This window comes from Micromonospora sp. NPDC000316 (assembly GCF_042898885.1).
Classification (GTDB): Bacteria; Actinomycetota; Actinomycetes; order Mycobacteriales; family Micromonosporaceae; genus Micromonospora.
Window position 1 is genome coordinate 110,346 of the sequence record NZ_JBIAZG010000005.1, and the last position, 23,570, is coordinate 133,915.

General features: G+C 72.1%; 24 protein-coding genes. 14 read left to right on the plus strand and 10 right to left on the minus strand.

Features of this window, described 5'->3' with window-relative positions:
* Window positions 1-7: 7 nt before the first annotated feature.
* Genes ACFY2Q_RS13410 through cofC form a run of 3 tightly spaced genes read right to left on the minus strand, consistent with a single transcriptional unit; the run spans window position 8 to window position 3,306 of the window.
* A complete protein-coding gene (locus tag ACFY2Q_RS13410) occupies window positions 8-2,356 on the minus strand; it encodes an RNA degradosome polyphosphate kinase (RefSeq protein WP_387129932.1) in 2,349 nt (782 codons plus the stop codon).
* 54 nt (window positions 2,357-2,410) lie between these two features.
* Entirely contained in the window at window positions 2,411-2,608 is a 198-nt protein-coding gene (locus ACFY2Q_RS13415) for a cold-shock protein (protein ID WP_139585579.1), read from the minus strand.
* 53 nt (window positions 2,609-2,661) lie between these two features.
* A complete protein-coding gene (gene cofC / locus ACFY2Q_RS13420; protein WP_387129933.1) occupies window positions 2,662-3,306 on the minus strand; it encodes a 2-phospho-L-lactate guanylyltransferase in 645 nt (214 codons plus the stop codon).
* Between the two features lie 125 nt (window positions 3,307-3,431).
* Between cofC and ACFY2Q_RS13425 the strand changes: the two genes are divergently transcribed.
* The 5 genes from ACFY2Q_RS13425 to ACFY2Q_RS13445 all read left to right on the plus strand — a co-directional run bounded on the left by ACFY2Q_RS13425 (window position 3,432) and on the right by ACFY2Q_RS13445 (window position 8,515).
* Window positions 3,432-4,172 carry a lysophospholipid acyltransferase family protein gene (locus ACFY2Q_RS13425; RefSeq protein ID WP_387129934.1) on the plus strand — a complete coding sequence of 247 codons (741 nt, stop codon included), beginning with the start codon at window positions 3,432-3,434 and terminating at the stop codon, window positions 4,170-4,172.
* The gene (locus ACFY2Q_RS13430; protein ID WP_387129936.1) at window positions 4,169-5,176 is read left to right on the plus strand and encodes an NAD(P)H-dependent glycerol-3-phosphate dehydrogenase; all 1,008 of its coding nucleotides are present in this window, start codon (window positions 4,169-4,171) and stop codon (window positions 5,174-5,176) included. The genes ACFY2Q_RS13425 and ACFY2Q_RS13430 overlap by 4 nt, the downstream gene beginning before the upstream one ends.
* Before the next feature lie 7 nt (window positions 5,177-5,183).
* Entirely contained in the window at window positions 5,184-6,290 is a 1,107-nt protein-coding gene (locus ACFY2Q_RS13435) for a cystathionine gamma-lyase (RefSeq protein WP_387129937.1), read from the plus strand.
* A gap of 8 nt (window positions 6,291-6,298) precedes the next feature.
* Window positions 6,299-7,087 (plus strand): putative protein N(5)-glutamine methyltransferase, encoded by a 789-nt coding sequence (locus tag ACFY2Q_RS13440; protein ID WP_387129939.1) that lies wholly within the window; start codon window positions 6,299-6,301, stop codon window positions 7,085-7,087.
* Between the two features lie 378 nt (window positions 7,088-7,465).
* Complete coding sequence (locus ACFY2Q_RS13445) at window positions 7,466-8,515, plus strand: ROK family protein (RefSeq protein WP_387129941.1); 1,050 nt, start codon at window positions 7,466-7,468, stop codon at window positions 8,513-8,515.
* Window positions 8,516-8,656: 141 nt separating this feature from the next.
* Here ACFY2Q_RS13445 and ACFY2Q_RS13450 read toward each other — a convergent pair whose 3' ends face one another.
* Window positions 8,657-8,857, minus strand: a complete 201-nt coding sequence (locus tag ACFY2Q_RS13450) for a DUF397 domain-containing protein (protein ID WP_387129943.1) — start codon at window positions 8,855-8,857, stop codon at window positions 8,657-8,659.
* Window positions 8,858-8,862: 5 nt separating this feature from the next.
* On the minus strand, window positions 8,863-9,708 hold the full coding sequence (locus ACFY2Q_RS13455; RefSeq protein WP_387129944.1) for a helix-turn-helix domain-containing protein: 846 nt from the start codon (window positions 9,706-9,708) through the stop codon (window positions 8,863-8,865).
* Window positions 9,709-9,986: 278 nt separating this feature from the next.
* On the opposite strand from ACFY2Q_RS13455, the gene ACFY2Q_RS13460 reads away from it, so the two are divergent.
* Together ACFY2Q_RS13460 and ACFY2Q_RS13465 are read left to right on the plus strand one after the other, a co-directional pair.
* On the plus strand, window positions 9,987-10,205 hold the full coding sequence (locus tag ACFY2Q_RS13460; protein WP_328424461.1) for a hypothetical protein: 219 nt from the start codon (window positions 9,987-9,989) through the stop codon (window positions 10,203-10,205).
* Window positions 10,206-10,367: 162 nt separating this feature from the next.
* On the plus strand, window positions 10,368-11,468 hold the full coding sequence (locus ACFY2Q_RS13465) for a D-alanine--D-alanine ligase family protein (protein ID WP_387129946.1): 1,101 nt from the start codon (window positions 10,368-10,370) through the stop codon (window positions 11,466-11,468).
* A gap of 60 nt (window positions 11,469-11,528) precedes the next feature.
* Here the strand turns inward: ACFY2Q_RS13465 and ACFY2Q_RS13470 are convergent, their stop codons facing one another.
* Both ACFY2Q_RS13470 and ACFY2Q_RS13475 read right to left on the minus strand, forming a co-directional pair.
* Window positions 11,529-12,221, minus strand: a complete 693-nt coding sequence (locus ACFY2Q_RS13470; RefSeq protein WP_387129947.1) for a DUF3515 family protein — start codon at window positions 12,219-12,221, stop codon at window positions 11,529-11,531.
* On the minus strand, window positions 12,222-12,455 hold the full coding sequence (locus ACFY2Q_RS13475; RefSeq protein WP_007456453.1) for an Lrp/AsnC ligand binding domain-containing protein: 234 nt from the start codon (window positions 12,453-12,455) through the stop codon (window positions 12,222-12,224).
* 153 nt (window positions 12,456-12,608) lie between these two features.
* Between ACFY2Q_RS13475 and ACFY2Q_RS13480 the strand changes: the two genes are divergently transcribed.
* Window positions 12,609-13,541: a thiamine-phosphate kinase gene (locus tag ACFY2Q_RS13480; protein ID WP_387130354.1), complete on the plus strand. Its 933-nt coding sequence runs from the start codon at window positions 12,609-12,611 to the stop codon at window positions 13,539-13,541.
* A 30-nt stretch (window positions 13,542-13,571) separates the two neighbouring features.
* Window positions 13,572-14,033 (plus strand): GNAT family N-acetyltransferase, encoded by a 462-nt coding sequence (locus tag ACFY2Q_RS13485; RefSeq protein ID WP_387129949.1) that lies wholly within the window; start codon window positions 13,572-13,574, stop codon window positions 14,031-14,033.
* A gap of 121 nt (window positions 14,034-14,154) precedes the next feature.
* Here ACFY2Q_RS13485 and rpmB read toward each other — a convergent pair whose 3' ends face one another.
* Entirely contained in the window at window positions 14,155-14,346 is a 192-nt protein-coding gene (gene rpmB, locus ACFY2Q_RS13490) for a 50S ribosomal protein L28 (RefSeq protein WP_007456456.1), read from the minus strand.
* 296 nt (window positions 14,347-14,642) lie between these two features.
* Between rpmB and ACFY2Q_RS13495 the strand changes: the two genes are divergently transcribed.
* Window positions 14,643-16,256 (plus strand): DAK2 domain-containing protein, encoded by a 1,614-nt coding sequence (locus ACFY2Q_RS13495; RefSeq protein WP_387129951.1) that lies wholly within the window; start codon window positions 14,643-14,645, stop codon window positions 16,254-16,256.
* A complete protein-coding gene (recG, locus tag ACFY2Q_RS13500; protein ID WP_387129952.1) occupies window positions 16,253-18,451 on the plus strand; it encodes an ATP-dependent DNA helicase RecG in 2,199 nt (732 codons plus the stop codon). Before ACFY2Q_RS13495 ends, recG begins: the two co-directional genes overlap by 4 nt.
* A gap of 137 nt (window positions 18,452-18,588) precedes the next feature.
* On the opposite strand, the gene ACFY2Q_RS13505 is transcribed toward recG, so the two are convergent.
* Entirely contained in the window at window positions 18,589-19,602 is a 1,014-nt protein-coding gene (locus ACFY2Q_RS13505) for an LPXTG cell wall anchor domain-containing protein (protein ID WP_387129954.1), read from the minus strand.
* Window positions 19,603-19,923: 321 nt separating this feature from the next.
* Entirely contained in the window at window positions 19,924-21,435 is a 1,512-nt protein-coding gene (locus ACFY2Q_RS13510; protein WP_387129955.1) for a cell wall anchor protein, read from the minus strand.
* Between the two features lie 307 nt (window positions 21,436-21,742).
* Here ACFY2Q_RS13510 and rsmD point away from each other — a divergent pair, with 307 nt between their 5' ends.
* From rsmD to ACFY2Q_RS13525, 3 genes are all read left to right on the plus strand, one after another.
* Window positions 21,743-22,306, plus strand: a complete 564-nt coding sequence (gene rsmD / locus ACFY2Q_RS13515; RefSeq protein ID WP_387129957.1) for a 16S rRNA (guanine(966)-N(2))-methyltransferase RsmD — start codon at window positions 21,743-21,745, stop codon at window positions 22,304-22,306.
* The gene (gene coaD, locus ACFY2Q_RS13520) at window positions 22,303-22,785 is read left to right on the plus strand and encodes a pantetheine-phosphate adenylyltransferase (RefSeq protein ID WP_387129959.1); all 483 of its coding nucleotides are present in this window, start codon (window positions 22,303-22,305) and stop codon (window positions 22,783-22,785) included. The genes rsmD and coaD overlap by 4 nt, the downstream gene beginning before the upstream one ends.
* 280 nt (window positions 22,786-23,065) lie before the next feature.
* Window positions 23,066-23,563, plus strand: coding sequence for a hypothetical protein (locus ACFY2Q_RS13525; protein ID WP_089017300.1), 498 nt, complete (start codon window positions 23,066-23,068; stop codon window positions 23,561-23,563).
* Window positions 23,564-23,570: the final 7 nt, after the last annotated feature.

Here is a 23,570-nt window from a genome sequence, read left to right on the forward strand (position 1 = left end):
CGATCGGTCAGCCGGCGGTGCCACCGACGCGGCGCAGCAACAACTCCTGCAGATGCACGCGAGCCCTGTCGTCGTCGCTTGTGCGTCGGGTCCAGGTGCCGTCGCCTGCCAACTCGAACGCGTCCACGTCGGGGCTCATGGCGGCGGTCAGCACATGGTCGAGTTCGGCGCGGGCGACCGGGTCGCTCACCTGCACCAGCGCCTCCACCCGACGGTCCAGGTTGCGGTGCATCAGGTCCGCCGAGCCCATCCAGAACTCGGCCTCGCCGTTGTTGCCGAACCGGAAGACCCGGGAGTGCTCCAGGAACCGGCCGAGGATCGAGCGGACCCGGATGTTCTCCGACAGCCCCGGCACCCCCGGACGCAGCGTGCACATGCCCCGGATGAGCAGGTCGACGTGGACGCCGGCCCGGGAGGCGCGGTACAGCGCGTCGGTCACGCCCTCGTCGACAAGCGAGTTGACCTTGAATTGGACCAGGCCGGGCATGCCGAGCCGGACATGGGCGATCTCCCGGTCGATCCGCTCGATGAGGCCGCTGCGGATGCCCTGCGGGGCGACAAGCAGCCGCCGGTACGCGGTCTGCCGGCTGTACCCGGTGAGCACGTTGAACAGGTCGGTGAGGTCCGCGCCGATCTCCGGGTCGGCGGTGAGCATGCCGAAGTCCTCGTACAGCCGGGCGGTCTTCGGGTGGTAGTTGCCGGTGCCGATGTGGCAGTACCTGCGGATCTGGTTGCCCTCCTGCCGCACCACAAGCGCCGTCTTGCAGTGCGTCTTCAGGCCGACCAGCCCATAGACCACGTGGCAGCCGGCGCGTTCCAGGGTGCGCGCCCAACCGATGTTCGCCACCTCGTCGAAGCGGGCCTTCACCTCCACGAGCACCACCACCTGCTTGCCGGCGGCCGCCGCGTCCACGAGCGCGTCCACGATCGGCGAGTCACCGCTGGTCCGGTAGAGGGTCTGCTTGATGGCCAGCACGTCCGGATCGGCGGCGGCCTGCTCGATGAAGCGCTGCACGCTCGTGGCGAACGAGTGGTACGGGTGGTGCACCAGGATGTCCCCGTCGCGCAGTGTGGAGAAGACACTGCGCGGCACCTCGCCCTCGGCGAGCCGGGGATGGGTGGCCGGCACGAACGGCGGGTCCTTCAGATCCGGGCGGTCGGCCTCGCCGTACACCTGCCACAGCGCCGAGAGGTCCAGCAGGCCGGGCACCCGCAGCACGTCCTGGTCGTCCATGTCCAGCTCACGGACGAGCAGCTCCAGCATGTGGTCGGAGATCGACGCGGCGACCTCCAACCGCACCGGCGGGCCGAACCGGCGGCGGGCCAGCTCCCGTTCGAGGGCCTGGAGCAGGTCCTCGTCGCGGTCCTCGTCGACCTCCACCTCGGCGTTGCGGGTGACCCGGAACAGGTGGCACTCGACCACCTGCATGCCGCTGAACAGCTGACCCAGGTGCACCGAGATCAGGTCCTCGACCGGCAGCATCCGGACGCCCGGCTGGTCCCGGTCCACCCGGACGAAACGGGGCACGTTGTTGGGCACCTTCACCCGGGCGAACAGTTCCGAGCCGCCGTCCGGATCGCGGACCGCGACGGCGAGGTTGAGCGACCGCCCGGAGATGTACGGGAACGGGTGCGCCGGATCGACCGCGAGCGGGGTCAACACCGGGAAGATGTGCTCCCGGAAGTAGGTGCGCAGCCGCTCCCGCTCCGGGTCGCCCAACTCGCCCCACCGCAGGATGCGGATGCCCTCGCCGGCCAGCTTGGGCAGCACGTCGTCGCCGAAGCAGGCGGCGTGCCGGGCGACGAGTTCGGCGGCCCGCTCCGCGATCAGGTCCAGCTGCGTACGCAGGGGCAGCCGGTCCCCACCACGGACCGGCAGGCCGGCGGAGAGCCGCCGCTTCAACCCGGCGACCCGCACCATGTAGAACTCGTCGAGGTTGCTGGCGAAGATGGCCAGGAACTTGGCCCGCTCCAGCAGCGGGGTGCGCTGGTCCTCGGCGAGGGTGAGCACCCGTGCGTTGAAGTCGAGCCAGGAGAGCTCCCGGTTGAGGAACCGGTCCTCCGGCAGCGGGGGAGCCTTCGGCTGGTCGTCGTCCTCGCCGATCGAGGGGTCGGTGGCGGTCAGGAGGCCACCGGCCGCCGGGCCGTCCGTCTCGGTGGGCGGGGCGGCGGATTCGAGGACCTCGTCGAGCCCGGAGGACGCCGCTCCCGGGTCGTCGGCGAGGGTGTCGGCCCGGGCGGCGCCGGCACGTTCGGCTCGGGACGGGCGGAAGCGGCCGTCGGTGCCACGGGTGGGGACGCCGTTGCGGGGGTCGGTGGTGGATGGGCTGGCCGGGTGCTCGCGAGGGGTGCTCACCCGCTCATAATCACCCGATTACGGTTAACGCAAAATGAACTTGGCTTCGCCGGCTCAGATCATCGTCGGCAATGTCACCCGGACGACCTCGCCGTCGGGATCGGTGTCGATGCGCACCCGCTGACCGAGCCGGAGCAGCCGCAGCCCGGAGGCGTCGAAGGCCCGCGCGGGAAACCGCAGTTCGGTGCCGTCGTCGAGCAGCAGAACCCCACTGCGTGTCGCCGCGTCATAGCTGGCCACCGTGCCCTGCATGCTGGCACCGTACACCGGCGGGGTCAGCCTTAGGAGCGCGCCGGGTGGCGGGGTCAGCTCGCGGAGTGCGCCGGGTGGCCGGTGGCCAGCAGCGCGGCGGTGCGCGGCCCCAGGCCGAGGCGGGCTGCGGTGGTCAGGTCGTCGGCGGTGTCCACGTCCCGGCGCAGGCTGGGCCAGTCGCCGCTCAGCGGCAGGGCGCCGCTCGCCGCGTGCGCCGCCGCCGAGCCCACCCCGAACCGTGGATCAAGGGCGATTCCGGGTGGCGCGGCGAGCAGCACCGTGCCGGTGCCTGGCGCGTCGGCCACGAACCGGCGTACCCCGTCGCTGTTGTGGGCCGCGAGCAGCGCGCCGGCCAGTTCGCCCGGGCGCAGCGCCGGAAGGTCGGCGGTGAGGCCGGCCACCCACCCGCCGCTTGTGTGTGCCGCGCCGTGCCGGAAGGCGGCGTTCAGGCCGGCGTCCGGCAGGTCGGGAAGCACCCGCGCCCCGGCGGCGCGGGCCACCGCCGCCACGCGGGCGTCGTCGGTGACCACCAGGGCCTCGGCGACCGCCGGGCAGGCCAGCACCGCGCGGAGCGTGTCGGCCGCCAGCGCCAGCGCCAGCTCCTCATGGGGTACGCCGGACAGCGCGCCGCGCAGCCGGCTCTTGGCCGCCGACAGACGCTTTACCGGCACCACCACTGCCCACCTCGGCTGACTCACGCCCGCAATCCTGCCAGCAGGGCCGCGGGACCCTCCCTGGCCGTACCGGGGGCGAGCAGGCATGATTTCGCTGCGGGTGTCGCGGGCCGGACCCGTGGCGGTTCGGGGCGCGACGAGGAGGCACAGTGGCGCGGCGGAGGCTGGGGTTCTGGCGACGGTTCGCCGTGGTGCTTGTGAAACCGGTGATGCTCCTGTGGACCCGGCGGACGTGGCACGGTGGCGAGCACCTCGGCCGGGAGGGCGACGGTGTGATCATCGTGGCGAACCACATCTCGCACGCCGACCCGCTGGTCTCCGCGCACTTCATCTACGACTCGGGCCGGTGGCCGCAGTACCTGGGCAAGGCCAGCGTGTTCCGGGTGCCGCTCGTCGGCTGGATCCTGCGCCAGTGCCGGCAGATCCCTGTGGAGCGGGGCACCGTGGACGCGGTCCGCTCGCTGGACGCGCTCGTCGCGGCCCTGGACGAGGGCGGAGCGGTCGTGATCTACCCGGAGGGCACCATCACCAAACAGCCCGACCTGTGGCCCATGAAGGCCAAGACCGGCGCGGCCCGGCTGGCGCTGGCCACCGGCGCGCCAGTGGTGCCGCTTGTCATGTGGGGGCCGGAGCGGATCTTCGACCCGCGAACCAACCGGCTGGACCCACGCCCGCGGATGCCGGTTACGGTGGTCGCCGGCGAACCGGTCGACCTGACCCGGTGGGCGGGCGCCCAGCCGAACCGGGCCACCCTCGAGGAGATGACGGACGCCATCATGGTGCGGCTGCGGGACATGCTCGCCGAGATACGGGGCGGAACACCGCCGCCGCTGTGGGAACGACCCGTCCGGCCCTCCGCCGAGCGCCAGCAGCAGGGGGGTGTCGCGTGAGCGGCCACGTAGCGGTCCTCGGTGCCGGCTCCTGGGGCACCGCGTTCGCCAAGATCCTCGCCGACGCCGGCCGGGACGTCACGGTATGGGCGCGACGCGCGCCGGTGGCCGAGAGCATCCGCACCGAGCACCGCAACACGGAGTACCTGCCGGGTCTGCTGCTGCCGGACCGGGTCACCGCCACCGCCGACGCCATCGAGGCGATCACCGACGCCGAACTGGTGGTGCTTGCCGTCCCGTCGCAGACCCTGCGGGGCAACCTCGCCGAGTGGGCCGGGCACCTGCACCCCGACGCCACACTTGTGTCGCTGATGAAGGGCATCGAACTCGGCACCACCAAGCGGATGAGCGAGGTCATCGTGGAGACCGCCGGGGTCGCCGCCGACCGGGTGGTGGTGGTCTCCGGCCCGAACCTGGCCCCGGAGATCGCCGCCGAGCAGCCGGCCGCCACGGTGGTGGCCGGGACGAACGCCCACCGCACCGCCCTCGTGCAGTCGTCGATCCGGACGCCCTACCTGCGCCCCTACACGAACGACGACGTGATCGGCTGCGAGCTGGGCGGTGCGGTCAAGAACGTCATCGCTTTGTCCTACGGCATCGCCACCGCGATGGGCTTCGGCGACAACACCCGGGCCATGTTGATGACCCGGGGGTTGGCCGAGACGGCCCGCCTGGGCGTGGCCCTCGGCGCGGACCCGATCACCTTCGCCGGCCTGGCCGGCATGGGTGACCTGGTCGCCTCCTGCTCGTCCCCGCTGGCCCGCAACCGCACCTTCGGCGAGCACCTGGGCCGGGGTGAGACGCTGGAGCAGGCGCAGACCGCGACCCGGCAGACCGCCGAGGGCGTGAAGAGCTGCCTGGCGATCCGCGACCTGGCCCGCGCGCACGGCGTGGAGATGCCGATCACCGAGCACGTCGAGCGGATCTGCCACGAGGGGATGGACCCGCGGCTCGCCGTGGAGGCCCTGATGAGCCGGACCGCCAAGCCCGAATCGTACGAGTGAGGATCCGATGACCGACCTGGGAGACGGCACCCGCTGCGTACGCGCCGGGCTGCCCGAGCCGACACCGGGGGACCCGTTCCTGCCGGGGCCGGTCTTCGCCGCGCCGTACCACCTCGACCCGTGGCAGGGCCAGGGTTCGTCACCGAACGGCTACGGCCGCCCCGACAACCCGACCCGGCGGCTGTTGGAAGCCGCAGTGGGCGAGTTGGAGGGCGGCGACTGTCGAGTCTTCGCCACCGGTCAGGCCGCCATCACCGGCCTGCTGCTGACACTGCTGCGCCCGGGGGACACGGTCGTGCTGCCCGCCGACGGATACTTCCCCGTCCGGGCGTTCGCCACCGACGTCCTGGAGACGATAGGTGTCCGGGTGCTCTTCGTGCCGACCGTCGGGCCGTACCCGTCGCTTGAGGGCGTACGCCTGGTGCTTGTGGAGACCCCGGCCAACCCCGGCCTGGACGTGGTCGACGTGGCGGCTCTGGCCGAGCGTGCGCACGCCGCCGGCGCGCTGCTCGCCGTGGACAACACCACGGCCACCCCGCTCGGTCAGCGCCCGCTGGACCTCGGTGCCGACCTGGTTGTCGCGTCCGGCACCAAGGCGCTCACCGGCCACTCCGACCTGCTGCTGGGCTACCTGGCCAGCCGGTCCGCCGACCTGATGGAGGCGGTGACGGCCTGGCGCACGGTCACCGGCTCGGTGCCGGGGGCGTTCGACGCCTGGCTGGCACACCGGTCGCTTGGCACTCTCGACCTGCGGCTGGCCCGGCAGAGCGCGAACGCCGCAGCGGTCACCGAACTGCTGGCCGGCCGGTCGGACGTGACAGGCCTGCGCTGGCCGGGGCGGCCGGAGGACCCGGCGTACGCTGTGGCGTCGGCGCAGATGCGCCGGATGCCCGGCATTGTCTCGTTCGACCTGGGCGACGCCGACCGGGTGGGTCGCTTCATCGACGCCGCCCGGCTGGTGGCGGCTGCCACCTCCTTCGGTGGCCTGCACACGACAGCCGACCGGCGGGCGCAGTGGGGCGACGACACCTCGCCCGGCTTCGTCCGGCTCTCCTGCGGCGTGGAGGACACGGCCGACCTGGTGGCCGACATCGCCGCCGCCCTGGACGCCTGAGGTTGTCCATGGCAGCAGCGCCCCCCGGCGACAGGTCCACCCTGGTGGGCCGGTTGCGTGCCGCCGGCTGCGTCTACGCAGAGGACGAAGCCGATCTGCTGCTCGCCGCCGCCGAGTCCCCCGCCGTGTTGGCGGAACTGACCGACCGCCGGGTGGCCGGCGAACCGCTGGAACACCTGCTCGGCTGGGCGGAGTTCTGCGGCCTGCGGATCGCCGTCGACGCGGGAGTCTTCGTGCCGCGTGGCCGGACCGCCCTGCTTGTCGAGGCGGCGGCAACCGTTACCGGCGCGGCGCCGGCAGTTGTCGATCTGTGCTGCGGCTCCGGGGCCACCACAGTCGCGCTGGCGCACCGACTCGCGCCGCGCTGGCTGGCCGCCGCCGACATCGACCCGGCGGCCGTGGCGTGCGCCCGGCGCAACCTCGCCGGGCTGGCCGCCGAGGTGTTCGAGGGTGACCTGTTCGCGCCGCTGCCGCCGCGCTGGCGGGGCCAACTGGACCTGGTGGTCGCCAACGCCCCGTACGTGCCGACCGACGCGGTGGCGCTGATGCCCGCCGAGGCGCGGCTGCACGAGGCGCCGGTGGCGCTCGACGGTGGACCGGACGGGCTCGCCGTGCTGCGCCGGGTGGCTGCTGGCGCCGCCGAATGGCTGACACCGGGCGGCCACCTGGTTGTCGAGGTCAGCATCGTGCAGGCGGACACGCTCTGCGCGGCCCTGGACGCGGTGGGGCTGGAGCCGAGCGTGCGGCACGACGAGGACTTGGACGCCACAGCGGTGACCGCCCGCCGTCCCGGTTGAGCAAGCCCGACCGCCACCGCCACCGCCACCGCCACCGCCACCGCCACCGCCACCGCCACCGCCGCCGCCACCGCCACCGCCACCGCCACCGCCGCCGCCGGCGCGCCCGGCACGGCTTCGCCGGAGATCGACGCCGCCCGCACCCCCTTGCCTCGCCCCCTTTGCTCTGCTTCACCCGACGCAACACTTTGGGACCGTTTGTGTTGCGTGGGGTGAAGCAGAGCAAAGGACGCGCGACAGCACCCGGGCACCCGTGACATAACGCCCGCTGCACGGGAATGTCGGTGCTTGCACGTCACCTGCGGTGGCCGGCGTGGCGGGGGGAGCGGGGTTGGCACTAGCCTCGGCTCACATCCAGGACAGCGGGAGGCGGTTTCGGTGGGCAGCGCAGGGATGCCGGTGGTCGTCGGCCTGGACAACGGAGGCACCAGCAACAACGCCACCGTGCTGACGGTGGACGGCCGGTTCCTGGTGGACGGGCTGCTGGAGATCCCCAGCGAGGTGCGCGCCGGGCCGGAGGCGGCTATCGAGGCGCTGGCCCGTGCGTTGGACGGCGCCCTGGCCCAGACCGGCGTGCCGCGCGAATTGGTCCGTGCCGTCGGCCTGGACACCCCCGGCCCGGCGAGCGCCACAGGTGTCATCTCGTCGCGGGGCTCGACCAACTTCTCCCAGCCCGCGTGGCGCGGCTTCGACGTGCGGGGCGCACTGGAGCGGAGACTCGGCCTGCCGGTGATCTATCACAACGACGGCAACGCCGCCGCGCTCTACGCCCACCACGTGTACTTCGGCGACGAGGCGATGACCAGGTCGTCGGTCGCCGCAATCGTCGGCACCGGACTCGGCGGTGGAGTTGTCGAGGCCGGTCGGGTGATCGCCGGCGCCGCCGGGATGGCCGGCGAGCTGGGCCACGTGCACATCCCGTTGAACGGGCTGCTCGGCCCGGGGCAGCCGGAGCCGACCTGCGCCTGCGGCTTCACCGGCGACGTCGAGAGCGTCGCGTCACTCACCGGCATCGAGCGCAACCTGCTGCCGTACTGGCTGACCCGCTATCCCGACCACCCACTCGCCGCCGAGCCGGTGGCCCGGGCGGCGAAGCTGGTCCGGGGCTACGGCGAGCGGGGCGACGCGCTGGCCCGGGACCTGTTCACCCAGCAGGCGATGGCGCTGGGCCGCTTGTTCACAGTGGCGGCCAACTTCACCGACCCCCACGCCTACTTCGTGGGTGGCGGCGTGGTGGAGGCCGCGCCGGAATTCCGGGACTGGTTCCTGGCGACGGTCCGCGAGCACACAGTGCTTCGCCAGGAGCAGGCGACGCTTGCCACATTCGCCCTGGTGCCGGACCGGGACATGGCGGGTGCCCGTGGTGTGGCGATCGCCGCGCTGGAGGCGCTGCGTGCCGCGCCGGAGCCCCGCCCGCTTGTCGCCTGACAGTGCCGCCGCTGCCCGGCCTGCTCCCGCACGGCCGGCTCGCCCGCCCCTGCTGCCCGGCCCGCCTGCTGCTGCCCGCCGTGGACACGCCGCGGGCCCGGCGCGGTAAGCGGCACGCCGGGCCCGGGGTCGAGGGTGTGGTCAGCGGCGGGGTGGCGCCTGGGCGAAGGCGGACCAGGCTGCCGGCGGGAACAGCAGAGCCGGGCCGGCCGGGTCCTTGGAGTCGCGAACGGCCACCAGTCGTGGGATCGAGGCGACCTCCACGCAGGCGCCCTGGTCGCCGCTGCGGCTGCTCTTGTGCCATGTCGCCGCGGCCAGCGCCGCGGTGATTGTCGGTGTCATCGGTCCTACCGTCCCTTCAGGAGTGACAGGAGCTGCTTGCGGCTGTCGGCGGGGCTGAGCGCCACGCTCCGCAGATGCTCCATGATCTTGGTGCAGGTACGAGTCTCGCCTGCCCGGTCGAGGATCATCTGACCGGCGACGGTCTCCACCGAGGCGATGATCGGGTCCTCCGGGTCGGCGAACTCCAGGATGTGCAGCGAGCCCCGGGTGCCCCGGTGGTAGCCGGCGGAGAGCGGGATCACCTGGACTGTGATGTTCGGCAGCTCGGCCATCTTGACCAGGTGCCGAAGTTGCCCGTCCATCACCGACTGGTCACCGACCGGGCGCAGCAGCGCACCTTCGTCGATGATGCCGTCGAAGATGGCCGGCTCGTCGCCGGTGATCCGCTGCTGGCGGTCGAGCCGGGCCTTGACCCGCTGTTCCACCAGGTCGTCGCCGAGTGTGTGCGGACCACCGCGCATCACCCCACGGATGTAGTCGGCGGTCTGCAGCAGGCCGGGCACCACCGAGGGCTCGAAGTTGGCGATGGCGGTGGCCTCCGCCTCCAGGGCGATGAAGTCGATGGTGCGCGGGTCCAGCACATACGAGTACGACACCCACCAGCCCGGTTTGCGGGCGTCCTTGGCGAGCTGCACCGCCGCGGCCACCTCCTCGGCACCCACCCCGTACGAGGTGAGCAGGGCGCGCACGGTGGCCGGGCTGATCAGTGTCTGGGCGTTCTCGTAGCGGGAGAGGGTGCTGCGGGTGCTGTTGATTTCATCCGCGGCTGTCTCCAGGGTCAGCCCGGCGGCTTCGCGGTGGTGGCGCAGGGCGATGCCGAGCCGGCGGGCGCGAGCGGTCTTCGGAGCCATGCATCGATGGTCGCACACATTTGCGGGAACATGTACATGAGATATCGCCGATGAGAGTTGCATTCACGCCTGTGTACGTGTCAGGCTGTCATCACGTCCTCACCGCCGGTTGTCGTGGCGACGGTGGTGGTGAGCGACCGGAGGGGATAAGGGCGCGCGGCGATCGGGTTTCTCCCCCGTACCCGATCGCCGCGTGCCGCCGCCATTTCGGTCCGCCCGGAAGGAGACGACGTGCGTACCGGTCCGGAATGCCCCGCCGTTCCCTCGGACGGCCGACGATGACCCGATTCCTGGTGGTGCTCACCGACGTGCGTCCCGTCGAGGGCATCGACCGCAACGAGCGCACCGCCCCCGAGCGCCGCCGCCAGGTGGTCGGAGCCAGTAACCGCGAGGCCGCCGACCGGATCGCCGGGGCATTCATGGCCCTGGGCATGGTGCGGGCCGGCCGGCAGCGGGTAAAGGTGATCGCGGTAGGCCGTCGGCACTCCCGGGACTGACCGTCCCATCACGCACCGTATAGCCTCTGTTGACCGAATGCCGTGTCGCGCCGTGGCTCACCGGGTATCGCCTCGCCCTACCGCCACGCACAGTAAGGTCAACCGGGTGAGCGCCATCGGCGAGCACGGCCAGCCGCAGTCGCGTACGAAGAGGTGACCGGAGTGACCACCCCAGGCAAGACCCGCGTGGCGATCGTCTTCGGCGGCCGTAGCCCGGAGCACGGCATCTCCTGCGTCAGCGCCGGCAGCGTGTTCGCCGCCCTCGACCCGGACGAGTACGAGGTGGTGCCGGTGGGCATCACCCGCGCCGGCCAGTGGGTGCTGACCAGCGGAGATCCCGCCCAACTCGCGATAAACGCCCGGCAGTTGCCGGAGATCACCGCCGACTCCGGCGCGGACATCGTGCTGCGCGCCGACCCGACCGGCAACGGGCTGATGGTGCTCGACCCGACCGAGGGCCCCCGGGCGTTGGCCGACGTGGACGTGGTCTTCCCGGTGCTGCACGGCGCGTACGGCGAGGACGGCACCATCCAGGGAATGCTGGAGATGGCAGGCATCCCGTACGTCGGTGCGAACGTGTTCGCCTCCGCCGCCGCGATGGACAAGGAGTTCACCAAGAAGCTCTGCGCGGCCGAGGGCATCCCGGTCGGCCCGTACGCGGTGCTGCGCAACGGAATGACGCTCAGCGAGCAGGACAAGGAGCGGCTCGGCCTGCCCGTCTTCGTCAAGCCGTCCCGCGCCGGGTCGTCGTTCGGCATCACACGGGTCACCGACTGGGCGCGGCTGGACGAGGCGGTCGCCACCGCCCGACAGATCGACCCGAAGGTCATCATCGAGGCCGCGATCGTCGGCCGCGAGATCGAGTGCGGTGTGCTGGAGGGCGAGGCTGGCGGTGCGCCCGAGGCGTCCGTGCTGGCCGAGGTGCGCGTCGTCGCCGGCCACGACTTCTACGACTTCGAGGCGAAGTACCTCGACGACTCCTGCGAGTACGACATCCCGGCCGGCCTGCCGGAGAAGGTGACCCGCCAGGTGCAGGAGTACGCGGTCCGCGCGTTCACCGCACTGGACTGCGCGGGCTTGGCCCGGGCCGACTTCTTCGTCACCCCCGAGTTGGACGTCTACCTCAACGAGATCAACACCATGCCCGGGTTCACGCCGACGTCGATGTTCCCGCGGATGTGGGCGGCCTCCGGCCTGGAGTACCCGAAGCTTGTCAGCCGCCTGATCCGCACCGCCCAGCGGCGGGGCGTCGGCCTGCACTGAAGCCACCCCACCGGCCGCCGGGCATCACGATCGGCTCCGCGGCCGGGCGGGCGGATCGGGTCAGCGCCCGCAGCCGGCTGGGATCGCCCCGCCGGAGGGCACCGAGGCCACGATGGTGCTGGAGATCGGCGCCGCCCACTGCAACGGCTGCTCGTAGGAGCGCGGGACGCGTAGCGTCACCGGCGTCTCCCGGTCGACTGTGGTGAGCACCGTCGCGTCGGTCTGCTCGACGGGATGCCAGCAGACCCCGTTTACCGTCCAGACCTCGTCGGTGGCCGGGATCGTCGGCCTGGCGCCCCCGCAGGCCACGGTGAGGGCCGGATCGCCGTACGCGGCGTTCTGCTCCGGGCCGGCGGTGACCGGGCGCTGGGCAAGGTCGCGGATGGTCTGCGGCAGCTGGGAGAGCAGCGCACGGCAGACCGTGGCCGGCCGGGTGGCCAGCGCCGGGGCGGCCATCTCGACAGGGGTGGTGGACTGCACCCGGGCGGTGGTCGGGGACGGGCTCGGTGCGGCGGCAGGCGTGGTCGGGGTGAGCTTCGTGAAGGCCAGCACGGCCACCAGCAACGTGACCGGCAACGCGATCAACGTGGCCAGCAGGGCGGCGCCCCGGATGGTCCGGTCCCGCCCGGCCGGCGCGTCGGCAGCCGGGTCGCCGGTCCCGCGGTTACCGTCAGCCCGCTCGGGCGTCCCGTCGGCCGCGTCGCGCGTCCCGTCGTCGTCCAGAGCAGCCGAGGAGGTCGTCATCTCGTCCACTTACAGCCGCACCACCGAACACGTGAGGGTGCGCGTGATGCCGGGCACCATCTGCACCTTGCTGACGATGAGTTTGCCGAGTTCGTCGACGGTGTTCGCCTCAGTGAGGACGACCACGTCGTACGGCCCGGTGACGGCGTCGACGCGTACGACGCCGGCGATGTCCGCGATGAGACCCGCCACGTCACGTGCGCGGCCGACCTCGGTCTGGATGAGGATGTACGCCTGTACCACGACTCGACCTCCGTCCGTCGCCGCCCAGGGGCGGCCCGAAGGGTGAAACTACCTTACGGACCAGGTCTGATCCCTATCGGTGGTCAAGGAGCAGCGGTGAGCGAGCGCGGCGGTGCCGGGCAGAACGGGCGGAACACCGGCGGCGGCGCCAGTGTGGCCGGGATCGGCGAGTTCGGGCTGATCGGGCGGGTCACCGCCCGGTTGGCGATGGGCCCCACGACCCTGCTCGGCCCCGGGGACGACGCGGCGGTGGTGGCGGCACCGGACGGCCGGGTGGCCGCCTCGACGGACGTGCTCGTCGATGGCCGGCACTTCCGGCGGGACTGGTGCTCGGCGCGCGACGTCGGCCATCGGGCGGCGGCGGCCAACCTGGCCGACATCGCGGCGATGGGCGCCACACCTACCGCCCTGCTTGTCGCCCTCTGCATGCCGGCGGATCTGGAGACGAGCTGGGCGGAGGGCCTTGCCGACGGGTTGGCCGCCGAGGCGGCCACGGTCGGCGCGAGCGTGGTCGGCGGGGACATGTCGGCAAGCCCCACCCTGACCATCGCGGTGACCGCGCTCGGTGACCTCGGCGGCCGGGCGCCTGTGGTGCGCTCCGGGGCCCGCCCGGGGGACGTGCTGGCCCTGGCCGGGCGCATCGGGTACGCGGCGGCCGGGCTGACCGTGCTCACCCGCGGTTTCCGGACACCCCGACTGCTTGTCGAGGCGTACCGGCAACCGCAGGTGCCGTACGCGGCCGGACCACAGGGTGCCCTGCTCGGCGCCACCTCGATGATCGACGTGTCGGACGGGTTGCTCGCCGACCTCGGGCACGTGGCGAAGGCCAGCGGGGTGGCGATCGACGTGCGCCGGGACGCGTTCGAGGTGCCCCGGCAGATGGCCGATGCCGCGCGGGCGCTCGGCGTCGACCCGTACACCTGGATTCTTGCCGGTGGCGAGGATCACGCGCTCGCCGCGACCTTCCCCCCGGCGGTGGCGTTGCCGCCGGAATGGCGGCCGATCGGCCTGGTCACGGCCGGTGCTGGGGTGACCGTCGACGGTGCCTCCTACGACGGGCCGAGGGGTTGGGACCACTTCCGGTGAGGTCCCCGCGCCCGCCGTACGCTGGACACCGTGAGTGAGATCGAGATCCGGCTGGCGCGGTTCGACGCGCCGGTGGCGCAGCAGTTGATCCGGGACGCGCTGGCCGACCTCGGTGCCCGCTACGGGGGCACCGGCGACGACACCCCGGTGGCCGCCACCGAGTTCGAGCCGCCGGATGGCGCGTTCCTCATCGCCTACCTCGGCGGCGAGCCGGTCGGCTGCGGCGGCTGGCGCGCACACGGCCCGGACACCGCGGAGCTGAAGCGGATGTACACCGCCCCGGCGGCCCGTGGACGCGGCGTCGCGCGGACGGTGCTCGCGGCCGTCGAGCGCTCGGCCCGTGAGCAGGGCCGCAAGCGGATGATCCTGGAGTGTGGGGACCGGCAGCCCGAGGCGATCGCCATGTACACGTCAGCCGGCTACGACCGGATCCCGAACTTCGGCTTCTACAAGGACGCGGAGGGCTGCGTGTCCTTCGGTCGCGTGCTCTGAGCGGTCGAGCCGGCCCGTGCCGGCCCGGGTGCGGACACGACAGAGCGTGCGGACACGACAGAGCCGGCGGACCGCAGAGGTCCGCCGGCTGCGCCGAACGAGAAGAGTTGGTGCCGCCGCGTCAGGCGCGGGTGACCTTGCCGGCCTTGATGCACGAGGTGCAGACCTGCAACTTCTTGGTGTTGCCACCACCGGCCGGGGTACGCACCGACTGGATGTTCGGGTTCCAGCGGCGGTTGGTCCGCCGGTGCGAGTGGGACACGTTGTGGCCGAAGCCCGGTCCCTTGCCACAGACGTCGCACACGCTAGCCACGGGATACTCCTGGGATTGAAACGTTCATGAGGTCGCCGGCAGGTGCTGCCCGGGCAACCTGGTCAGGTTACCCGATGACCCGCCGGCCCGGCCAACCGGCCCGGCCGGGCGGTCGTCCGCGGCCTGGCCTGGCGGTGGTCCGTCCGCCTGGTGGCGGACCGGCCCGGCGGCAACCGTACCGGAGAGCCCTACGCCGGCCCGGAGCGCCACCAGCCCGGAGCACCACCAGCCCGGTGCCGAGCGGACACGCCCGGCGAGTCCGACGCGTGTCGGTGCGCGCCAGTAGGCTTCGGGCCGTGCTGGACACCCTCGACGCCGCCGCGGTCCGCCGCTGGTGCGCGAGCGGGCTGGCCGCGCTCAAGCGCCACCAGGGCGAGATCGACCAGCTCAACGTCTACCCGGTGCCCGACGGTGACACCGGCACCAACCTGGTGCTCACCCTCACCTCCGCCCAGCAGGCCCTCTCGATGGACCTGGACACCCTCCCCGACAGCGGCCCGACCGCGCACGGGCACGCGTTGCGGCTGATGGCCCAGGGCGCACTGCTCGGCGCGCGGGGCAACTCCGGGGTCATCCTCTCGCAGATCCTGCGCGGCTTCGCCGACGCCGTGGCCGCGGTGCCGGCCGTGCGCGGCCGGGACCTGGCCGTCGCGCTGCGGTCCGCGACCACAGCCGCGTACGCGGCGGTCGGCCAGCCCGTCGAGGGCACCCTGCTCACAGTGGTCGCCGCGGCGGCGGCCGCAGCCGAGCGGGCCGACAGCGACGACCTGCCGACGGTGGCTCGGGTCGCGGCACGGTCGGCGGCCGAGGCGCTGGAACGCACCCCGGAGCAGTTGCCGGCTCTGGCCCGCGCCGGCGTGGTCGACGCGGGTGGCCGGGGCCTCTGCGTCCTGCTCGACGCCCTCGTCGAGGTGCTCACCGGGGAGAGCACGGCCCGGCCCGCGCCGACACCGCGCACCGCCCGCCCGGCGGCCGTCGTCGCACGGGAGACCGGCTCCGATGAGTACGCCTACGAGGTGCAGTATCTGCTCGACGCCCCGGCCGACGCGGTGGCAGTGCTGCGCCGGGCGCTGGCCGCGCTTGGGGATTCGCTTGTCGTGGTCGGCGACGGGCGCGAGCCGGAAGCCACCTGGAACGTGCACGTGCACGTCAACGACGTGGGCGCGGCAGTCGAGGCGGGTGTCGCCGCCGGCCGCCCGTACCGGATCTCGGTGACCCGCTTCGCCGACCAGCCGGGGCCGTCCCACGGCCCGGTCGAGGACGGCCGGGCCGCCGTGGTGGTCGCCACCGGGGTGGGGATCGCCGACCTGTTCGCCACCGAGGGTGCCACTGTGGTGCCGGGCAACCCGTCCATCGGCGAACTGCTGGACGCGGTGCGCAGCACCGGCGCGGCCCAGGTGGTGGTGCTGCCCAACGACCCGAGCACCGGGGCGGTGGCGAGCGCGGCGGCCCGCGAGGCAGACCGCTACGGCATCAAGGTGAGCGTGGTGCCGACCCGTTCTCCGGTGCAGGCCCTCGCGGCCCTCGCCGTCCGCGACGGCACCCGCCGCTTCGAGGACGACGTGATCGCGATGGCCGAGGCGGCCGGCGCCTGCCGCTACGCCGAGGTCTGCCACGCCAGCCGCGACGCGTTGACAGTCGCCGGCCCGTGCCGCCCCGGGGACGTGCTGGCGCTCGTCGAGGGGGAGGTGCACCTGATCGGCACCGACCTCACCGACACCTGCGCGGCGGTTGTCGACCAGATGCTCGGCGGCGGCGGTGAGCTGGTCACCCTGCTGACCGGGGTGGACGCGCCTCCCGGGCTCACCGATGCCGTCCGCGCGCACGTCGCGCGTCGCTGGCCGTTCGTCGAGGTGCACGCCTACCCGGGCGGCCAGCCGTTCTATCCGCTCCTGGTGGGGGTCGAATGAGTGAGCCGGCCACGGTGGACACTCCGCTCAAGAAGCTCGTCGGCGACAAGACGGCCAAGGCCCTGGCCGCCCAGCTCGATCTGCACACGGCGGGCGACCTGATCTATCACTTCCCGCGTCGCTACGACGAGCGCGGCGAGCACACCGACATCCGCTCGCTCGACGTCGGCGAGCAGGTCACGGTGCTGGCCCAGGTGCAGCGCACAGCCGTCCGCCCGATGCGCCAGCGCCGGGGCAACCTGCTGGAGGTGACCGTCGGCGACGGCTCCGGCGGTCTGCTGACGCTCACCTTCTTCGGCAACCAGGCGTGGCGCGAACGGGAGCTGCGCCCGGGGCGGTGGGGTCTGTTCGCCGGCAAGGTCACCGAGTTCCGGGGCAAACGGCAGCTCAACGGCCCGGAGTACGTCCTGCTCGGCGAGGGCGGTGAGGGCGAGGCGGCGGTCAGCGACGAGATCGAGGAGTTCGCCGGCGCGCTGATCCCCGTCTACCCGGCTGCCGCCGCCGTCCCGACCTGGGTGATCGCCCGCTGCGTACGTGTCGTGCTGGACACGTTCACCCCACCGGAGGACCCGCTGCCGGCAACCGTGCGGGCCAGCCGCAACCTGGTCGGCCTGGGCACCGCCCTGCGGGAGATCCACCGGCCGTCCAGCAAGGAGGAGCTCTACCGGGCGCGGCGGCGGCTCAAGTGGGATGAGGCGTTCGCCGTCCAGTTGACGCTCGTGCAGCGCAAGCACCGGGCCGCCGACTGGCCGGCCCGTCCCCGTCCGGCACGGGCTGGCGGGCTGCTGGACGCGTTCGACGCCCGACTGCCGTACGAGCTGACCGCGGGGCAGCGTGACGTCGGTGTGGAGATCGCCGAGGATCTGGCGACCCCGCACCCGATGCACCGCCTGTTGCAGGGCGAGGTGGGCTCGGGCAAGACGGTTGTGGCGTTGCGGGCGATGCTCCAGGTCGTCGACGCGGGCGGGCAGGCCGCCCTGCTCGCGCCGACCGAGGTGCTTGCCGCGCAGCACCACCGCGGCATGCTCGACCTGCTCGGGCCGTTGGGGCGGGCCGGCGAGTTGGATTCCGCCGACCACGCCACAAGGGTCGAGCTGGTGACCGGCTCGCTGGGCGCGGCCGCCCGTCGTCGGGCGCTCGGCGAGGTGGCCAGCGGCAACGCCGGCATCGTGCTCGGCACCCACGCCCTGCTCTACGAGGGTGTGGACTTCGCCGACCTGGGCCTGGTGGTGGTCGACGAGCAGCACCGCTTCGGCGTGGAGCAGCGCGACGCGTTGCGTGCCAAGGCCGCCCAGCCGCCGCACGTGCTGGTGATGACGGCCACCCCCATCCCGCGCACGGTGGCGATGACCGTCTACGGCGACCTGGAGGTGTCCACCCTCTCGCAACTGCCCCGGGGCCGGTCGCCGATCGCCTCGCACGTGGTGCCGGCCGCCGAGAAGCCGGCCTTCCTGGACCGGGCGTGGCGCCGGCTGCGCGAGGAGGTCACCGCCGGCCATCAGGCGTACGTGGTGTGCCCGCGGATCGGTGAGGGGCCGGTAAGCGACGAGGAGCCGCCGCCGGTCGACGACAACGGGCGGCGGCCGCCCCTCGCCGTGACCGAGGTGGCCCCGCTGCTGGCCGACGGGCCGCTGCACGGGCTGCGGATCGGAGTGCTGCACGGCCGCCTGCCGGCCGACGAGAAGGACGCGGTGATGCGATCCTTCGCCGCCGGTGACCTGGACGTGCTGGTGGCGACCACAGTGATCGAGGTCGGTGTGGACGTGCCGAACGCCACAGTGATGATCGTGTTGGACGCCGACCGGTTCGGTGTTTCGCAACTGCACCAGTTGCGGGGCCGGGTCGGCCGGGGCTCGGCCGCTGGGCTCTGTCTGTTGGTCAGCGAGGCGGCCGAGGGGTCGTCGGCGCGGGAACGGTTGGACGCGGTCGCCTCCACAAGCGACGGGTTCAAGCTCGCCGAGCTTGATCTGGAGCAGCGCCGCGAGGGCGACGTGCTGGGTGCCACCCAGTCGGGGCACCGCTCGCACCTGCGGCTGCTGTCCCTGCGGCGCGACGCCGACCTGATCCGCGACGCCCGCGCCGAGGCGATCGTCCTGATCGAGGACGACCCGGAGCTGACCCGCAACCCGGCGCTGGCCGCGTCGGTCGCGGCTCTTGTCGACGAGGATCGCGCGGAATACCTGGAGAAGGGCTGAGGCCCTCGGTCACGTGATGCGGGGGAGTCCACCTGTGGCGCGTCGAGCTGCGCAGCGGCAGGCGACCACATGCGCAATGCGCTGAGGGCGCGCCGACCGGATGGTCGACGCGCCCTCAGGTGTCAGAGCGGGTTGTCTCAGGCGGTGAAGCGCATCCGACGACGACGCGCCATCACGAACAGGGCCGCACCGGCGGCCAGCAGGACCGCAGCACCGGCGATGATGCCACCGGTCGCGGCACCGGTCAGCGGCAGCGCCGGGCTGTCGCCGCCACCCTGGCCCGGGTTGCACTCGGCCGGCTTGACCCACTTCACGGCCTCGGCCGGGTCGCCCTCTTCACCCTCGACGCTCGGGGTGACGGTCAGGCCCTCGTACGCCTCGAAGGAGACCTCGGTCTTCTTGCCCGGGATCAGCTCGAGCTTCTTGACGACGTTCTTGTCAGTGGTGAGCACGAGCGTCTCGGTGACACCGTCGGCCGGGTTGTCGGCCGTGATGACAAGCGCGTCACAGTCGAAGACGATCTCGAACACCGGGGCGTTCGGCTCCTCCGGCACCAGCGGGCCGGTCGGCTCGCTCGGCTGCGGGGTCGGCACGGGGCCGGTCGGGGCCGGCGTGGTCGGAGCGGGGGTCGTCGGCGCCGGGGTCGTCGGCTCGGCGCTCGGCGTCACGGACGGCGTCACAGACGGCGTCGGGGTCGGCTTCGGCGGCTTCGTCGGCTTCGGCGTCGGGGTGGGCTTGGCGCAGTTCTTGCTCTCCTTGGCCTTGCCGGTGGCGGTGTTGGTGTGCAGCCGACCGTTGCGCCACCACTCGGCGGTGACCTTCAGCTCGAGCGCCTTGCCCTTGGTGGTGTACTGCACGCCCACCACGTTGCCGTCGGACGGCTTCGGCAGCTTGGTGCCCGTCGCGATGCCTTCGATGGCGGTGCCGGACGGGGTCCACACCTTGGTGATGGTGCCGGCGAGGTCGCGCTCGCTGTTGACCACCTTCCACTCAACGCGGTACACGCCGTTGTCCGTCTTGCAGGCGGTGCCGGTGACGGTGGTGTGGTGCGCGAGGGCCGGGCTGGCGAAGGTCGCTGCACCGGTGAGGCCGATCAGCGCGCCCGCGACGATGGCCGCGACGCGCCGGAACGGAGACTTGGGAGAGTTCACGCAGGCTCCTGGTGAGGGGTGAGGATCACGTGCGGGAGGCCGGGAGGCTGGGCGACCCGGCTGGGGTCGTCTGATCACCGGGGGTGTCGCGCGACGCGGGTGTTCCCGCGCGAGACGGGAACAGAGGGTGACTGTACTGACGACTCGTAGATGACGGGGGTTCAGATCATTGCGATGAGACAACTTCGCTGAACTGTGATCATTGATGGACAGCGGGTGTTCGTCCGGTCACTGCAAGATCACCGCGATGGCGATCCGAAGTGGACCCGGACCCCACGGACACGCCGGCCGGGTGGCCGACGCGCCCGTGGGCTGCTCAGGTCAGGCGGTGAAGGTCACCCGACGCCGCCGCGCGATGACGAAGAGCGCGGCGCCCGCGATCAGCAGGGCGATCGCGCCGGCGGCGATGCCGCCCGCCGCCGCACCGGTGACCGGGAGGCCCGGCTCGTCGCCGCCACCGCCGCCACCGCCGGCGCAGTCCTCCTCCGGCGTGTAGATGGCTTCCAGCTCCAGCCCCAGGTCCGGCAGGGTGACGAGCGCCGACTCGGCCTTACCGGCCTTGAAGGTCACAGTCTCCGAGCCGCCGGCGGCCACCGTACGGGTCTCGCTCTTGTCGCCGTACGCGAAGGTGGCCTCCACCGGGAGACCACCCTCGGGGTTGGTCACGGTGAGCGCGAAGGTCTCGCAGTCGGCCTCGGTGGTGACGGCCGGCAGGGGGCAGTCCTCGGGGCGCTGCCACTTGTAGGTGCCGTTCTCGACCACCTTTCCGTCGACAAGCACCTCGATCTTGCCGGCGTTGGCGGCCGGCACCACGATGCTGTTGTCGGCCTTGCCGGCCTCGACGGAGACCTTCTTGGACCAGCCGTCCTCGCCCTTGACCTCGAACTCGACGGCGTACTTGCTGATCTTGCCGTTGTTGCTCAGCGAGACGGCCACCGATCCGTCGCAGTTGGACGCGAAGGTCGAGGCGGGGGTGGTGCAGCTCTTGTCGCCGCCGTTGTGCCAGCCCTGCACGCCCTTGGACCGGTTGCCCGGCGCGCCCGGCGAGCCGAGCTTGTTGTTGTCGTACCGCTTGCCGCCCTCGACCAGCGGGTCGATGACCTGCTCGCCGTCACCCCAGATCAGGTCCACCTGGGTGTGGCAGTCCGGGATCTCGACGTTCAGCTCGATCTCGGTCTGGGTGCCGCCGATCCAGTCGCTGTCCGGTGTGCCGTACACGTACTGCGGGGTGGCGAACTGCGGCCGCGGCGCGAAGTACGACACAAGCGTGAACCACTGCTTGCCCTCGCCGCACAGCGGCAGGTCACCGTCGAGCTTGACGGTGGCGGTGCCCTTCGCGCCGTCGAAGAGGTGGCTGTACTTGGCCTTGCCGGCGTCGACGCACTTCGGGGTCGGAGCGCAGGACTTGTCGGCGGCGAGGTTGATGCTGCCCTCGTTCGTGGCTTCCTTGCCGTTCTTCTTCCACTTGCCGAGCACCGTCAACTTGGCGGTGGCGGTGTCGCCCGGCACTCGCTGGACGGCCACGACGCTGCCGCCCTTGGGGATGACGAAGCCCTGGAGCGGAACCGCCTTGGCGCCCTTCACCGGCACGGTGACATCGGTCGACGGCTGCGCGGTCACCGTCTTGAGCGTCACGGCCTGGTCGCGTTCGCTGTTCTGTACCGTCCACGTGATCACGCGCTTGCCGCTGAGCTGGTCACAGCTCGCGGTGGCGGCGATTGTGGTGTGGTGGGCGCTGGCAGGGGTGGCTGCCGCGACGACCCCGGTGAGGCCGATGAGGGCGGCTCCCAGGACGGCCAGCGGTCGCCGTAGCGACAGCTTGGGACGGATCACGGGTAACTCCTGGAGTGCTGAAGCGTCAGGGGTGTGGCACGGGCGGGACTGTGGACGGTCACTGCACGTCCGGACGGTGAGGCGCCCTCCCGATGCCGTGGGCCGGTGGGTTGCCGCCGGCACCCGGCAGACCCTAGCGAGATCGCCGCGAGTGATACAGGCCTCAGGATTTACTAAGGCTAATGAAATGAACTTGAGATCATTGATATACGACAAGTGATCACGTGACCATCGTGTCGATACCTACCGCGTCGGTTGCCGGCCCCGGTGGGTCGCGTAGCGTCGGAGCCATGAGCAGGAGGAGGCGGTGACCCGGATCGTGGCCGGGACGCTCGGCGGCCGGCGGATCGCCGCGCCACCCGGTGCCGGCACCCGACCCACTTCGGACCGGGTCCGTGAGGCGCTCTTCAGCGCCGTCCAGGCCGAGGTCGACCTCGACGGGGCGCGCTTCGCCGACCTGTACGCCGGTTCCGGCGCGGTCGGGTTGGAGGCGCTCTCCCGGGGCGCCCGGCATGTCCTGCTTGTCGAGTCCGACGCGCGGGCGGCCCGGGTGATCAGGGAGAACGTGGCGACCCTGCGCGCCGGCCCGGCCGTGCGGCTGGCCACCGGCAAGGTGGCCACGGTGCTGGCGGCCGGCCCGGTCGACGGGCCGTACGACGTGGTCTTCGCCGACCCGCCGTACGCCGTGCCGGACGCGGAGATCACCGCACTGCTGACCGCGCTCGTCGACGGCGGCTGGTTGGCGCCGGACGCGCTCGTGGTGGTGGAGCGGTCCAGTCGCACCAGGCAGTTCGAGTGGGTGGACGGGATCACCCCCGGGCGTAGTCGTCGTTACGGCGAGACCACGCTTTGGTACGGTCGCCGATCATGAGACGCGCGGTGTGTCCTGGCTCGTTCGATCCGGTGACCAACGGTCACCTCGACATCGTCGGGCGGGCCAGTCGGCTCTTCGACGAGGTGATCGTCGGCGTGCTTGTGAACCAGTCGAAGAGCGGCCTGTTCACCGTCGAGGAGCGGATCGACATGCTCCGCGAGGTGACCTCCTCGTACGGCAACGTGCGGGTGGAGTCGTTCCGGGGGTTGCTTGTCGACTTCTGTCGGGCACAGCAGGCGAGTGTGTTGATCAAGGGCCTGCGGGCGGTGAGCGACTTCGACTACGAGTTGCAGATGGCCCAGATGAACATCGGGCTGGCCGGCGTCGAGACGCTCTTCATGCCCACCAATCCGCTCTACTCCTTCCTCTCCTCCAGCCTCGTCAAGGACGTGGCCAAGTGGGGCGGCGACATCTCCGCCCACGTCCCCGACCTGGTCCGAGAAGCCCTACAAGACCGCCTAGGCCCCCGCCCCTAACCCGACACCCCACCCCGCACCCCCCACCCCACCACCCCCTCGCGATCTTGCAGTTGTGGTCGCTGTTTCGTGGTGGTGTGCGGCAATTGTCGGGGCAGAAAGTGCAAGATCGGCGGGGTTTGGGCGGTGGAGAGATCGCGGAACGCGATCGTGTCGCGACGCGCCGGGGTGGGGTGGATGGGGCGTGGGTGGGGCGGGCAGGACATGATTGGTGGAGCGGGGAACCGGCCGTAGCCCGCATCATGGAGGTCGGCCGACGAACGACAGGAGTGAGGTACCGGTGGACCCGCTCGATCGCATCGACGAACTGATCGCCATGGTGGAGCAGGCCCGCTCCGTCCCGATGTCGCGCAACAACTGCATGGTCGACCGGGGCGAGATGATCGCCGCCCTCGACGAGATGCGCGCCGAACTCCCCGCCGACCTGCGTCGCGCCGCCGCGCTCCTCGACGAGCGCGACAAGATCATGGAAGCGGGAAAGCGCGAGGCGGACCGGATCATCAGCGAGGGTGAGGCAGAACACGCCCGCCTGGTCTCCGTGAACGAAATCACCGTGTCGGCCGAGCACGAGGGTGCCCGGATCATCGCCGAGGCCCGGGCGGAGGCGCAGCGCCTGCGCGAGGAGGTCGACGACTACGTCGACACGGCACTCGCCAACTTCGAGCAGTTCCTCACCCGGGCACTCGCCTCGATAGAGCGTGGCCGGGACAAAATGCACGCACTACGAGAGATCGGCACCTTCGGTGGGGATGAGGCGGAACGCCCGCTACCCTTCTGAGCGGCAC